Source organism: Ruegeria sp. E5 (assembly GCF_056534105.1).
In genome coordinates, this window is sequence record NZ_JBQFPA010000001.1 from 1,364,020 (window position 1) to 1,377,493 (window position 13,474).

Genomic DNA, 13,474 nt, shown 5'->3' on the forward strand with positions numbered 1-13,474 from the left:
CCGCCGCAGACCGAGAGGGGCATAAGACCCGTCCGGGCAGGCAAAAAACGAGGCTCGAGTATGAAACAGTTCCTCTTAATCGCATTTTGTGCGGCATCGCTGACGTCGGTGGCCCACACAGTGGACGCGGCGCAGATCAAGCGGGCGTGTCTGGCATCAGACCGTGAAGCGGCGACGCGGGCGCGGTGCCGGTGTATTCAGCGCGTGGCGGATCAGGCGCTGACGCGTAGTGATCAGAAGACCGTCGCCAAGTGGTTCACCAACCCGCATCAGGCGCAGGAGTTGAAGATGTCGCAGACCGCGCGCGATGATGCGCTGTGGGATCGGTATCAGAACTTTGGCCAGATGGCGCAAGCGATCTGCAACTGAGCCCTGTCAATCCTTGACCTGATGCCCGCTGCGCCTCAGAAATGGCGCAGCGAAAGGTATGTGCGATGGTGATGAAAGGGCTGACCCTGCGGGGCCTTGAAGTGTTCGAGGCGCTGGCGCGGACCGGATCGGTGGCGCAGGCGGCCGAGATCACGGGGCTCAGCCAGCCCTCGGTTTCCCAGCAGTTGCGCAATCTGGAAAAGGCTTTGGGCACCGATCTGGTGGATCACGGGCGGCGACCGATGCGACTGACGCAGGCCGGCCGCAGTTTCCTGGCGCGGGCCGAGGCAGTGCTGGCCGAGTTGCAGATGGCGCAAGGCGAACTGGCAGTGATGGATCTGGGGCATCTGACCACCCTGTCCATCGGCTTGATCGACGATTTCGACAACGACCTGACGCCGCGATTGGCGACGTTGCTGGCCGACAGTCTGACCCGGTCGAAATTCAAGCTGATCACGCTGCCCAGTCTGGACCTGTTTGCCGAGCTGGAGGCGCAGCGCCTGCACATGGCGGTCTCGGCCCATTCTGGCGAGGTGCTGGAGGGCGTGGTCGAATATCCGCTGGTGCAGGATCCGTTCATTCTGGTCGCGCCTAAGGGCGTTGCGCAACCAGTGCAGGATCTGCCCTTTCTGCGCTATGCCCGCGAGCAGTTGATCAGCCGTCAGATCGAAAGCCATCTGGCCCGGCAGCAGCTGGAGTTCGAGGAACGGTTCGAAATCGGCTCACACCTCGCGCTGATGGCGATGGTTGCGCGCGGCCTTGGCTGGGCGATTACCACGCCGCTGGGCTATATGCGCGCCGCCCGCTTCCACGACGGGATGGAGGCGCACCCTGCCCCGTTCGGTGAGTTCGCACGCACCATTTCCTTGTTTACACGGACCGACTGGTCCGATCAGGTACCGCAGGAAGTGGCCGACATGATCCGACGCCTGATGCGCAGCCAGATCGTTGATCCAGCGATTGCGCAACTGCCGTGGTTAGGTGGTCAGTTGAAGGTGGTGGGGTGAACCGGAAAGTGAGCATCCAGGCTCTTTGGTTTGAGCCATGCGTGATCCGTCCTGCAAACCAAAAGACGTTTAATGAGCGTTAGTATGTCCGGAATAAAGGCTGTTCTCACCTGCTGAATTCAGCTTCTACTAACGCCTCGTAGGCGTCCAGTTCAGCCTCTTTGACAACGTCGCGATCAGCCAGCACTTCCAAAGCCATAAGTGCGACATCGGGGCTTTGAAACGCTGCGTCCGCCAGGATCGCAAGATGTTTCAAGCTTTCTGTCGGTATGTCATCAAGTGCGAAGAACCTTTTCAGGAACACGGCGTCGCCATCAATGGCCTGATTGCGCATAGCGCGCATCTTCAGGCGGGACGAGGCACGGGTCTTAACCGCCATCGATTTTAGAAAAAGAAACTTGTGGAAATGAAATCCCTGCGCAGACAACTCGCTCATTTGTGAGTCAAGCAGAGGCTGACCTTTGTAAAGCGGCACCATGGCGATTTCGGATATCACAGCAACCGCATTCTTGAGTTTTTCGCGCGCATTCCTGAATACGTCCAATTCTCCGCCCTGCACGTCAATCTTCAGCAGATCGAACTCTGGCAGCTCTTTCAGGTCGTCCAGCCGATGGGTGGTTATTGGTACAACTTCTTCGACCCGCATTTGCCTGGGCCACCTTCCCATAACTCTGATGAAGTCGGGGTTGGGCTCGAATAGCGAAGTGAAGCCACTTCCCTTGCAAACATGAAGGCGCTCACTTCCTCCTCTGCCGATCGCATAAGGAAGATAGGTTTCATTTTCTCCTCCCTCTTCAGAGAGCCGTGCAAATGCATCTTGCTGTGGTTCGAAACCCCAGACATCGCATATGCGGTTCTTCAGGAGGGTTGAATATGGGGTAGCGCCAAGAGGATTGGCACCCACATCCACCACTCGCGTCAGTCTTTCCGGTGACAGAACTTCGTGCAGGAACAGCGCGCGCTCGTCGTTCATTTTTTGTGACTACCCTTCGGGGTATTCAGCTGGTTAAACGTGCCTGTGATCATATGTCTAACTCATTTGGATTAACTGGCTGCAGTCTCACTTGGAGCTTGGAGTTTTATGTGTGCTGATGACAGCCTCGTGCGTGTATCAGGAGTTTGTATCATTCCATCAAATGACCATTGGGGATCGGACTACTATTCCATGCACTTAATGCGACTATCTGCATAGGCACAAGGGTTTGCGCTAAGAGGGCGGATGATTTGACCCCTGTCGCTGATTGCGATGCAGCCTGCGGAGGCCGAATAAACGTTGGTTTTGGGCTCAAACATGCTGTCGCTCTGGATTGATTGAATACGCAAGGCAAAACTACCACTGAGCCCGTACATGCGCATCCAGCCCCGCCACGGCCTGTTCGATCAGGTCCAGAACGCCGTCGAAATCCCGGGTGTAGTACGGGTCAGGCACATGGTCGGCACCGATATGGGGGGCGAAATCGGTCAACAGGCGGACCGGGGTGTCGTTGCCGTCCGGGCGCAAATCTTCGATGTTCGCGATGTTTTCTGCGTCCATTCCGATGATCAGGTCGAAGTGGTTGAAATCCTCGGCCACGAACTGGCGCGCGCGTAGGTCGCTGAGGTCGATATCACGCGCGCGGGCGGCCTTTTGCATTGGGCCGTAGGGCGGGTCTCCGATATGCCAGCCCGAGGTTCCGGCGCTGTCGGTCTGGTGCTGCGGGGCGCGGGCGCGAAAAGCACCCTCGGCGGCGGGGGACCGGCAGATATTGCCCAGGCAGACGAAAAGGATACGGTGTGACATAAGAGAGGTTTAGCGCGTGGGGCGGGTATGGAAAAGATCGTCATTCTAACCGGGGCCGGGATTTCCGCCGAAAGCGGGTTGGGCACGTTCCGCGATAAGGGGGGCCTGTGGGCGCAGCACCGGATCGAGGATGTGGCCACGCCCGAGGGCTTTGCCCGCAATCCGTCGCTGGTGCATCAGTTTTACAATGCCCGCCGAGTACAGGCCGCCAAGGCGCAGCCCAACGCGGCGCATCAGGCGCTGGCCCGGTTGCAGCAGGGCTGGCCTGGAGAGGTGATCCTTGTCACCCAGAATGTCGACAGCCTGCACGAGGCAGGAGGGGCCACGCATGTGATCCATATGCATGGCACCTTGGCTGGGGCTTTGTGTGCGGCGTGCGGATATCGTTGGGCTTCGCCACCCGAAATGGATGTGGGTGAGCCCTGCCCGTCCTGTCACCAGACCTCGGCCCGGCCCGACGTGGTATGGTTCGGCGAGATGCCATATTTCATGGATGAGATCTACGACCATCTGATGGAAGCATCGCTGTTCGCCTCGATCGGCACCTCGGGGCAGGTTTATCCGGCGGCAGGGTTTGTACAAGAGGCGCGGGCCGTGGGCGCGCGGACGATCGAATTGAACCTTGAGCCATCCGCCGGAATATTTGATGAAACCCGGCTGGGGCCAGCCTCAGAGGCAGTACCGCGCTGGGTCGATGAGCTGTTGGCGCGAGGCAGCACGCGATAGGGGCAGACAGCGGCGCGTCTTCCCGTCTATGGTGCAGAAAACGCAAACCCGAGTGAGTGACATGACCGATCTACCGCCCAAAGACGGAGAAATCCTTGACGACAGCAGTATCGACGCGCGCGATACGTTAAGTACCAATCTGGCCAGCCTGTGGTGGACCTTTCTGCTGCGTGGAATTCTCGCGGGTCTGATCGGGATTGCAGCGCTGTTCTGGCCGACCAGCAGCATCTCATTATTGCTGCGATTGGTAGGGGCGCTGCTGATTCTGGATGGCGCGCTGACCTGGCTGGGTTTTGGGCGGCGTGGGCTGATCGGAGGCGTCGGTATCGGTGCCGCGCTGGTCGGTTTGGTGTTGCTGATCTGGCCACAGGGCGTGGCCTGGCTGGCGTTCACCCTCATGGGGGCGATGGCGCTGTTCGTTGCGATCGGCTCGTTCATGGCGCTGCCGCAAATGCATCCACAAGACCCCGAGCGCGCAACGGTGCGTAATTCAGGTATCTTCGCACTCATCGTCGGGCTGGTGCTGATCTTCTGGCCCGGCAGCGGCATGGTGGCGTTGGGCTGGGCAATTGCCTTCTTCGCGCTGACCTCGGCGGTGGTGATGTTCTTTCTGGCGGCACGGTTCAAAAAAGCGGGCGATCGATTGGAGATGAAAACCGTCAACAGATGACGCAACAGGCCGGGCATTGCCCGGCCTGACGTATGGATGATGGCTGTACCACAGCCTGAAGACAGGCGTTAGTTCGAATGGCCGCCTTTGTCCTGGCGCTCAAGATCGACCGGGATCTCGACCGCGACCTCTCCGGCGTTTTCGAAGATCAGTGTGACGGGAACGCTCCCTCCCTGTTCGAAGGGCGCTGTCAGGCCCATGAACATGACGTGATCACCGCCGCGTTTCAGCATGTGGGTTTCGCCCGCCGGAATGGCGAAGCCTTCCTTCACATGCACCATCTTGGCGACACCGTTTTCGTCAACCTTATGAGTGTGCAGTTCCACACGGGCAGCCGCATCCGAGGTCACGCCGATCAGGCGGTCATCGGTATCGCCTTGATTCTGGATAATCATGAAGGCGGCACCCGCCTTCGCGGTTTTGCCCGAAGACCGTGCATAAGGGTCTTCGACCGAGATGGTATCGGCAGCCAGCGCCGCACCGGTCAGCGAAAAGGTAGTCAGGACTGCAAGCAGGCTGGATTTGAGGGTCATTGTGCCTCTCCTTGGTAACTGTCTGATAGAATTTGGAAACTGGAATCAGGCAGAAACCGGCGGGGCACGAGCTGGGTGTCGCGGCAGCGGCGCGGCAATCAGATGCTGGGAAAGGAGCGACGGCGCGGGGAGCGCGCGCGACGGGGCCGGAGGTACGGCAACCGAGGCTTCATGGATCGCGCCCAGCAGGTTGAGCGCATAGTCAGGGCAGTATTGCGGTGCGCGGGTCGGTTGGCCGTCTTCGTCCATATAGACGACGACCGGCCCGCTGCCGGTGCACAAAACCATCTGCCCGACCGCGCGCTCCATACCCCGCGACACGGCCAGTCCCTGCCCGGTGAGGATCACCATCAGGGACAGCGCATAAGGCAGAAATGTGCGGAAAAAGCCTGTCATGTCAGCTTGGTATATACGCCGCCCGCTGAACCGGCTTCAAGCGCAAAGCAGTGGCTGAGACAGTATGGCCTAGCTCAGCTTTTCGGCGGCCTGAACGCCTCGGCATTCATCCCCGTATGCAGTCGGTTTACCCGGCGCTGCATCCGGGTGCAGCGGATCACGGCTTTTGCAATTGATCGTGGCAGTAAAAACAGAAAATTCTTTGCTTTGAGTGACATGGTAACCCCCTCAACATGAATATGCATAAACATATGCGATATTCAGCAGGCGTTCTGTGAACAACGTCACGAAGCGGGGCGTTTTATTACCATTTCAGAGACAATCATTCGCACAGGGGCAGTGAATGCAAAAAAGAAAAGCCCCACACCGCAGGGTGCAGGGCTGAATTCTTGCGTGAGAAAGCGCTTAGGCCGAGGCTTGTGCCTTGGCGATTTCTTTCTTCACTTTCAGGGCGTTCGCCGACAGCTCGTCATCCTTGGCTTTGGCCAGGAACGCGTCCAGACCTCCGCGGTGGTCGACCGAGCGCAGGGCAGCTGCCGAGATGCGCAGCTTGACGCCACGACCCAGAGTTTCCGACTGCAGGGTAACGTCGTTCAGGTTGGGCAGAAAACGGCGACGAGTTCTGTTTTTGGCGTGGCTGACATTGTTGCCAGTCATCGGGCCTTTTCCGGTCAGTTCGCAACGGCGCGACATGGTTTCTTCCTTTGTTTCTGGAGGCCGGGTACAAGACCCGCGGCCAAATCACAAGGGGCGCAACCCGAAGTCGCGCCCGAAAACTGGTTGGATGCGTTTAGTGGGAATCGCGCGAAGGGTCAAGACGGCTGCGGCGAAATCTTTGCACCCGAGTTGAATTCATTTGAGGTCAAGATCGGGGACATCCGCAACAGCGGCTTGTTATTCTTCAAATGCCGCGTTATCAACTGCGCTTGCAGCCGCCCGCCGGGGATCATGCGGGCCGGGTCGGCGCGGTAGTCAAGGTCTGTCAATTCGGGAAAAATCTCGAATATCTCGCGACGCGACGCGGCGCTCAGCATTTTCAGCGCTTCGGGGCCGGTATAGAGGCTTTCGGTTGGCGCATCCTCGGCAAAGATCACCTGATGGCGGTCGAACAGCAGGTGGTAATACTCGACGCTTTCCACGCTTTCATCAACGTAGATATCCGGCATTGCGGTGAGTTTGATGGCCGGAATCAGAACCTCGGTCGTGCCGAACATGCGTTGGGCGATCTTTGAGTGCACCAGCATCCGATGCTGGCGCGAGACCAGCAGATCGCGATGCGGCAGCCCCTCGCCCAATGCCCCTGCAAGGATACGCACAGGCCAGAGTCTGGGGTTGGCTTCAAGCTGGAAGCGATCAAATTCACGCCGCCCGATCCAACGGATCGGGTGCAGGCCCTGCCCCAGCGTGGGGATCAGGTCACCGGTGCACAGCGACTGGATGGGGGTCTGGCCCTGCTGCGTCGTGATCAATGTATCGCGCGTGAAACAGGGCATACCCGACCCGTTCTCGAACGCTGAATACGTGACGGTGATGCCTGAAGGCAGGGTAAATGTGCCGCTAGAGACTGAATAACCAACCCCGTCTTCGACCGTAATCACCCCGAAAGTATCGTCCGTGATAACAGTGCCCTCAGGGAGGTTCAGCGTGTCGGTTCCGCTGCCGCCGCGAATGTCACCCGACACCGTGGTGCTAGTGAAATTCAGCGTGTCATTACCGGCACCAAGCCGGATATCGCCGACGGTTGACCCCCTGATATCAACCGTATCCGCATCGGACCCGCTAGCGATGCGCCCGCCAACCGTGCTGTTGGTGACAATGATCGTGTCGGTGCCTGCATTGCCCAGGACATTGTTGGCAATGGTGCTATTGGTGATGGTGATATCGTCATCGCCGCCACGGCCACGGATACCGGTCACCGGAGGCGTCGCCGGGTTTCCGTTCAGAGTACCGTTGTCATTTGTGACATCGATATCGTCGTCGCCGTTGGTACCATTGATATTGGGCATTCTGACGTGTCCCGTTCCTCGGAGAATCCGGGCACGATCCGAGCTGACCAAGCCCTTTCTCAACCCGGTTCAAACGCAGTGACTTACACTCAAACACAACAATATATGTAGCTTTAATACACGATTAGCGGTCAGCGCACCAGCCGCGCACGCATCATACCGCCAGAGTGTTACGCGTCGGACAGCCCGGAGAGGATTTGTTCGGCCGCCGCCGATGGGCTGAGGTGGCCCGCACTGACCTGAGCGCCAAGATCGCTCATCCGACTGCGCATCTGTGGCGTTTCGAGACGCGCAAGCAATGCGTGGCGTACCTCTTGCTCGAACCAGTATTGTGCCTGTGTGGCGCGGTTCAATACCCAATGCCCGGCTTCGCGCCGCCAGGTTGTCAGGGCCTGCATCTCGTCCCAGGCCTGTTCCAGCCCATGCTCTTCAACTGCTGAAACGGTCATGGCCTTGGGAAACCCTTCGGGGTCCTGCGGGCGTTTGCGCAGCAGACGCAGCGCGCCCGCGTAATCGGCGCAGGTGCGGGTTGCAGTCGCTTTCAGGTCGCCATCGGCCTTGTTGATCAGGATCATGTCGGCCATCTCCATGATGCCGCGCTTGACGCCCTGCAACTCATCTCCACCCGCCGGGGCCAGCAGCAGCAGGAACAGGTCAGACATCTCGGCCACAACGGTTTCCGATTGGCCCACACCCACGGTTTCAATCAGCACGACGTCAAAACCAGCCGCCTCACAAAGTGCAATCGCTTCGCGTGTGCGGCGCGCCACGCCACCAAGATGGCTCTGGCTGGGGGACGGGCGGATAAAGGCGTCTTTCTCGCGGCTCAGTCTTTCCATGCGGGTCTTATCGCCCAGGATCGAGCCCCCCGAACGGGCCGAGCTGGGGTCAACTGCAAGAACCGCAACACGCAGCCCCTGCCCCGTCAGCATCATGCCAAAGCTTTCGATAAAGGTGGATTTGCCCACACCCGGCGTGCCCGACAGGCCGATCCGCAACGCCTGGCGTCCGGCGCCGCTCAATTGATCCAGCAGCGCGGTTGCCTGCGCTCGATGATCTTCACGCCCGCTTTCGACCAGTGTGATCGCACGGGCCAATGCCCTGCGCTCTCCGTTCAAGATCCTGTCGCCAAGCTCGGCAATGTTCATCGGTAAGTCCCCGGCTGGAATTTGCCCTAGATGAGGGGGGATGACCCGGTTTGTCCAGCCCCAACCGGAGCCGAGTTTGGCGACGCTGGACCTTGGCCGAGGCTTTGGCGATAAGGCGATATGACCCGGTTGCCCATTGATGACGCCATTCCCGATCTTCTGAACGCCTTGCGAACGCATGGGCGCGCGGTGCTGCAGGCGCCGCCGGGTGCGGGCAAGACAACCCGCGTGCCGCTTGAGATGCTGCAGGCCGGTCTGTGCGAGGGCCGGATCGTCATGCTGGAACCCCGGCGGCTGGCCGCCCGCGCCGCCGCCGAACGCATGGCTGAGACGCTGGGTGAGCCCGTGGGCCAGACCGTGGGCTATCGTGTCCGTGGAGACGTGAAAGTTTCAAAGGCGACGCACATCGAGGTTGTGACCGAAGGTATCCTGACACGGATGCTGCAATCCGAACCTGACCTGCCCGGCGTAGGTGCTGTGATATTCGATGAATTCCACGAACGGTCCCTGAACGCCGATCTTGGGCTTGCACTGTGCCTTGAGGTGACTGGAGCGTTGCGCGATGACCTGATCTTGCTGGCGATGTCCGCGACGCTGGATGCTGAACCGGTGGGCCAGCTGATGAACGCGCCTCTGGTGACATCCGAAGGGCGCAGCTATCCGGTCGAGACCCGCTGGTTGGACCGGCCTTTGGCGCCGCAGGCGCGGCGACTGGACGCGCTGATCGATCTGGTGGTGCGAGCCGAACGGGAAACCAAAGGGGGCATGCTGGTGTTCCTGCCCGGTGAAGGTGAAATTCGGCGGGCCGAGGCGGCTTTGGCCAGCCGTCTACCCGACACCTGTTCAGTGCGGCCTTTGTTCGGAGCACTGCCCTTTGCCGCCCAGCGCGCGGCGATTGCGCCGGTTAAGCAAGGTCGCAAGGTGGTTCTGGCGACGTCGATTGCCGAAACCTCGCTGACTATTCCCGATATCCGCGTGGTGGTCGATATGGGGCAAGCCCGGCGGGCACGGTTCGATCCCGGATCAGGCATGTCGCAGCTGGTGACCGAGCGGGTGACGCGGGCCGAAGCGACGCAGCGCGCAGGCCGTGCGGGGCGTGTGGCCGAAGGTGTCTGCTATCGGTTGTGGTCCAAGGGCGAAGAAGGTGCACTAGCCGCCTACCCGCCTGCCGAGATCGAGGCAGCCGATCTGACCGGGCTGGCGTTAGAATTGTCGCTCTGGGGCGCAGAACCGGGTGATCTTGCGTTTCTGACCGCGCCGCCCGAAGGCACGCTGGCTGAGGCGCGCGCGTTGCTGGCGATGCTGGGTGCCCTGGATGGCAAAGGTAGGATCACCGAACATGGGCGGGCGCTGGCGGCGCTGCCGCTGCATCCTCGGCTGGGGCACATGCTGCTGCACGCGGGACCTGAGGCCGCGACACTGGCGGCGCTGATGGCGGAACGCGATCCGCTGCGGGGCGCGCCGGTCGATCTGTCTTTGAGGCTTGAGGTGCTGCGGGACGTGCGCGCGTTTCAGCGCAATCGGGTCTGGCAGGTCAACATGGGCGCGCTGGATCGGATCAAGGGCGAAGCAAAACGGTTGCGCGCGCAATCTAAGGATGCGGGCGGTCTGAGCCCGGCAGCGATGGCGGCGCTGGCCTATCCCGATCGCATCGGACAGCGACGCAAGGGAGATGTCCCGCGTTATGTCCTGTCGGGTGGCAAAGGCGTCGTGCTGGAAGCCGGTGATACGTTGGCGGGTGCACCCTATCTTGTGGTGACGGATACGGATGGGAACCCGCGTGAAGCGCGCGTGCGCATGGCAGCGCAGATTTCCGAGGGGGAAATTCGCGATATATTCGGCGATCAGATCGCGTGGGTCGACAGCTGCGACTGGTCGAAACGCGAACGCCGTGTGGTGGCGCGCAGGCAAGAGCGGTTCGGAGCGATCACGCTGGACGACCGCATCTGGAAAGATGTCCCCGGGGATGCATTGGCGCAGGCGATGTTGGACGGGGTGCGCGATCTGGGTGTGCGGCTGAACGGGGCCGCAGCGCGATTGGCCGCTCGGGTCGAGTTGATCCGCGCGGAAGGCGCTGATTTGCCGGACTTCTCGGAAACCGGGCTGATGGATACGCTGGAAGACTGGCTGCTGCCGATGCTCTCGGGTGTGCGCAATGCCGATGACTGGAAGCGGTTCGACCTGCTGCCCGCGCTGCGCGCCCGGCTGGACTGGGACCAGATGCAGGAACTGGATCGGCGGGCGCCGGGCTCGTTTGTGACTCCGTTGGGCCGCAAGCTGCCAATTGACTATGGCGGTGCGGTGCCCGAAATCTCGGTTCGGCTACAAGAGGTATTTGGCGTTACGCAACATCCGGTAGTTGGGGGCGAGCCTTTGAAGATCACGCTGCTGTCACCGGCCCAGCGACCGATCCAGATCACCCGTGATCTGCCCGGATTCTGGGCCGGGTCTTATGCGGATGTGCGCAAGGACATGCGGGCGCAGTACCCAAAACATCCCTGGCCCGAAGATCCAACTCAGGCGGATCCGACGCTGCGCGCGAAGCGGCGCAAAGGCTAAGCTGATCAGGTGGGCGTTGATAAGCCTCATTGGCGGAAACGGCGGAAAGCGCACAAATCGCTGCAAAAATACACGAAACACTGAAAGTTCAGGCCATATTTTGCGGTTATCCGAGAGCGGTATTGTTAACTCAGCAATACATGATTATGTAACTTCTTCGAATTACAAAAAGAATACGCCCGAGCAGGCCTGACATGACGACATGGATACGCAACATCTGGGAAGAGGTCGCGCGACCGCTGATCCAGCGCCCAAGCCGGGTGCAGGTTGCTGCGTTGTGTACCCGCAAGGCAGGTCCCGGTGACGACGTTTTGTTAATCACCAGTCGGGGCACCGGACGCTGGATTATCCCCAAAGGCTGGCCCATTGATGGGCTCAACGGGCCGGAAACCGCATTGCGGGAAGCCTGGGAAGAGGCTGGAGTGCGCGCGACTGAGGTGCAGAAAGATCCCGTTGGTCATTACTCTTACGACAAAAGGTTGGATGACGGCACGGCGTTGCCGGTGATCACCAGCGTTTATCGGATCGAGGTGACCGATCTGGCGGATGTATTCCCCGAGTCCGATCAGCGTAAGCGCTGCTGGGTGTCCCCGAAGGTGGCCGCCGAACGCGTGCAAGAGCCGGAATTGCGCGACTTGCTACTGCAATTGTAACAATATTGTAAAAAACTGATGACAAAGGTTGCCGCGCCCATTGGAACCGTTTAGCGGCGGGCATCATTCAAAACAGCCGTTGTGAACCGATGTCAGACCACCCCACCAAAGCCCGTTGGCACGCACTGGACCGTGACCTACAGCGTATCTCGCGCGTTGAGCACGCCAATGCCCAAGTATCGCGTCCTCTGTTGGCCCCCGGAATTGCACTGGCCTTTATCGCGCTGGCAGGTTTGGCTGCAGCGCTTCTGTTCGGACGGGCCGATGGCGGCGTGATCGTTGTCGCAGCTGCTGCATTCGGCGCTTACATGGCGATCAATATCGGTGCCAACGACGTGGCCAACAATATGGGCCCGGCAGTTGGGGCCAATGCTCTGACCATGGGCGGAGCCATCCTGATTGCCGCCATCGCAGAAAGCGCAGGCGCATTGCTGGCAGGGGGGGATGTGGTTTCGACCATCTCTAAGGGCATCATCGATCCGATGTCGGTGCAGAACAGCAATGTGTTCATCTGGGCGATGATGGCGGCCCTGATATCGTCGGCACTGTGGGTCAATCTGGCTACCTGGGTCGGGGCACCGGTTTCGACCACGCATTCGGTGGTTGGCGGCGTGATGGGTGCCGGCATTGCTGCGGCGGGCCTAAGTGCGGTGAGCTGGGGCACGATGAGCGCGATTGCCGCCAGTTGGGTGATCTCACCCGTTTTGGGCGGGATGATTGCAGCCGCCTTTCTGGCATTGATCAAACACAAGATCCAGTATCAGGACGACAAGATCGCGGCAGCGCGGCGCTGGGTGCCCATTCTGGTTGCCGTGATGGCAGGGGCGTTTGCCACCTACTTGTCGGTCAAAGGCCTGAAGCGGATCGTCAAAATTGATCTTCAATTTGCCCTTTTGATCGGTCTGACCTTTGGCGGCCTGGTCTGGGCTGCGACGGTACCGTGGGTCAAGCGCAAGTCTGAAGGGTTGGAGAACCGGACCCGGTCGTTGAAGACATTGTTTGGTCTGCCTCTGGTGATTTCGGCCACATTTCTGAGCTTTGCGCATGGGGCCAATGATGTGGCCAATGCGGTGGGTCCACTGGCGGCGATCGTGCATGCGGCCGAGTTCGGAGATTTTGCCACGAAAGTCTCGATCCCGACATGGGTCATGGTGATCGGCGCGTTTGGCATCTCGTTCGGCCTATTCCTGTTCGGTCCCAAGCTGATCCGTATGGTCGGCAGCCAGATCACCAAGCTGAACCCGATGCGGGCGTTCTGTGTCGCGCTATCGGCGGCGATCACGGTCATCGTCGCCAGTTGGCTGGGTCTGCCGGTCAGTTCGACTCATATCGCGGTTGGGGCCGTCTTTGGTGTTGGCTTCTATCGGGAGTGGCATGCAGAACGGCGGTGGAAATACTCGAACCGCCAGCGACCGGCAGAGCTGCGACTGGCGCGCGAGGAACGGCGGCGGCGCAAGCTGGTGCGGCGGTCGCATTTCATGACCATCGTGGCGGCCTGGGTGATCACGGTACCGGCAGCGGCGGTGATGTCGGCGCTAATTTTCTGGGTTTTGACTGCGTTCGCTTGATCGGAATTTGCGAGGCTCTGCCTCGCGCTCCGAGGTATTTTAGACCAGATGAAGAGACG

The 13,474-nt window shown here is 60.2% G+C and carries 14 protein-coding genes; 7 read left to right on the forward strand and 7 right to left on the reverse strand.

What is annotated here, in order from left to right; translation table 11 throughout:
• The first annotated feature begins 60 nt into the window (after positions 1 to 60).
• Together ACR0BI_RS06910 and ACR0BI_RS06915 are read left to right on the forward strand one after the other, a co-directional pair.
• The gene (locus tag ACR0BI_RS06910; RefSeq protein ID WP_170404173.1) at positions 61 to 369 is read left to right on the forward strand and encodes a hypothetical protein; all 309 of its coding nucleotides are present in this window, start codon (positions 61 to 63) and stop codon (positions 367 to 369) included.
• Between the two features lie 65 nt (positions 370 to 434).
• Positions 435 to 1,376, forward strand: a complete 942-nt coding sequence (locus ACR0BI_RS06915) for a LysR family transcriptional regulator (RefSeq protein ID WP_170397757.1) — start codon at positions 435 to 437, stop codon at positions 1,374 to 1,376.
• Positions 1,377 to 1,482: 106 nt separating this feature from the next.
• Here ACR0BI_RS06915 and ACR0BI_RS06920 read toward each other — a convergent pair whose 3' ends face one another.
• Both ACR0BI_RS06920 and ACR0BI_RS06925 read right to left on the reverse strand, forming a co-directional pair.
• Complete coding sequence (locus ACR0BI_RS06920; RefSeq protein ID WP_480561188.1) at positions 1,483 to 2,289, reverse strand: FkbM family methyltransferase; 807 nt, start codon at positions 2,287 to 2,289, stop codon at positions 1,483 to 1,485.
• Positions 2,290 to 2,706: 417 nt separating this feature from the next.
• Positions 2,707 to 3,156: a low molecular weight protein-tyrosine-phosphatase gene (locus tag ACR0BI_RS06925; RefSeq protein WP_480561187.1), complete on the reverse strand. Its 450-nt coding sequence runs from the start codon at positions 3,154 to 3,156 to the stop codon at positions 2,707 to 2,709.
• Between the two features lie 27 nt (positions 3,157 to 3,183).
• On the opposite strand from ACR0BI_RS06925, the gene ACR0BI_RS06930 reads away from it, so the two are divergent.
• Together ACR0BI_RS06930 and ACR0BI_RS06935 are read left to right on the forward strand one after the other, a co-directional pair.
• On the forward strand, positions 3,184 to 3,882 hold the full coding sequence (locus ACR0BI_RS06930) for an NAD-dependent deacylase (RefSeq protein WP_480561186.1): 699 nt from the start codon (positions 3,184 to 3,186) through the stop codon (positions 3,880 to 3,882).
• A gap of 61 nt (positions 3,883 to 3,943) precedes the next feature.
• Entirely contained in the window at positions 3,944 to 4,552 is a 609-nt protein-coding gene (locus tag ACR0BI_RS06935; RefSeq protein WP_480561185.1) for an HdeD family acid-resistance protein, read from the forward strand.
• A 68-nt stretch (positions 4,553 to 4,620) separates the two neighbouring features.
• On the opposite strand, the gene ACR0BI_RS06940 is transcribed toward ACR0BI_RS06935, so the two are convergent.
• The 5 genes from ACR0BI_RS06940 to meaB all read right to left on the reverse strand — a co-directional run bounded on the left by ACR0BI_RS06940 (position 4,621) and on the right by meaB (position 8,635).
• Complete coding sequence (locus tag ACR0BI_RS06940) at positions 4,621 to 5,085, reverse strand: copper chaperone PCu(A)C (protein WP_170647588.1); 465 nt, start codon at positions 5,083 to 5,085, stop codon at positions 4,621 to 4,623.
• Positions 5,086 to 5,130: 45 nt separating this feature from the next.
• Positions 5,131 to 5,481 (reverse strand): glycosyltransferase family protein, encoded by a 351-nt coding sequence (locus ACR0BI_RS06945; RefSeq protein ID WP_170424215.1) that lies wholly within the window; start codon positions 5,479 to 5,481, stop codon positions 5,131 to 5,133.
• A gap of 405 nt (positions 5,482 to 5,886) precedes the next feature.
• Positions 5,887 to 6,174 carry a 50S ribosomal protein L28 gene (gene rpmB, locus ACR0BI_RS06950; RefSeq protein WP_008756960.1) on the reverse strand — a complete coding sequence of 96 codons (288 nt, stop codon included), beginning with the start codon at positions 6,172 to 6,174 and terminating at the stop codon, positions 5,887 to 5,889.
• Between the two features lie 119 nt (positions 6,175 to 6,293).
• Positions 6,294 to 7,487, reverse strand: a complete 1,194-nt coding sequence (locus ACR0BI_RS06955; protein WP_480561184.1) for a Hint domain-containing protein — start codon at positions 7,485 to 7,487, stop codon at positions 6,294 to 6,296.
• A gap of 170 nt (positions 7,488 to 7,657) precedes the next feature.
• Positions 7,658 to 8,635 carry a methylmalonyl Co-A mutase-associated GTPase MeaB gene (gene meaB / locus ACR0BI_RS06960; RefSeq protein WP_170397215.1) on the reverse strand — a complete coding sequence of 326 codons (978 nt, stop codon included), beginning with the start codon at positions 8,633 to 8,635 and terminating at the stop codon, positions 7,658 to 7,660.
• Positions 8,636 to 8,755: 120 nt separating this feature from the next.
• On the opposite strand from meaB, the gene hrpB reads away from it, so the two are divergent.
• The 3 genes from hrpB (at position 8,756) to ACR0BI_RS06975 (ending at position 13,415) form a co-directional block, all read left to right on the forward strand.
• Positions 8,756 to 11,194, forward strand: coding sequence for an ATP-dependent helicase HrpB (gene hrpB, locus ACR0BI_RS06965; RefSeq protein WP_480561183.1), 2,439 nt, complete (start codon positions 8,756 to 8,758; stop codon positions 11,192 to 11,194).
• A gap of 194 nt (positions 11,195 to 11,388) precedes the next feature.
• Complete coding sequence (locus tag ACR0BI_RS06970) at positions 11,389 to 11,847, forward strand: NUDIX hydrolase (RefSeq protein WP_170404203.1); 459 nt, start codon at positions 11,389 to 11,391, stop codon at positions 11,845 to 11,847.
• Positions 11,848 to 11,936: 89 nt separating this feature from the next.
• Positions 11,937 to 13,415 carry an inorganic phosphate transporter gene (locus tag ACR0BI_RS06975; RefSeq protein ID WP_170397220.1) on the forward strand — a complete coding sequence of 493 codons (1,479 nt, stop codon included), beginning with the start codon at positions 11,937 to 11,939 and terminating at the stop codon, positions 13,413 to 13,415.
• The last annotated feature ends 59 nt before the right edge of the window (positions 13,416 to 13,474 follow it).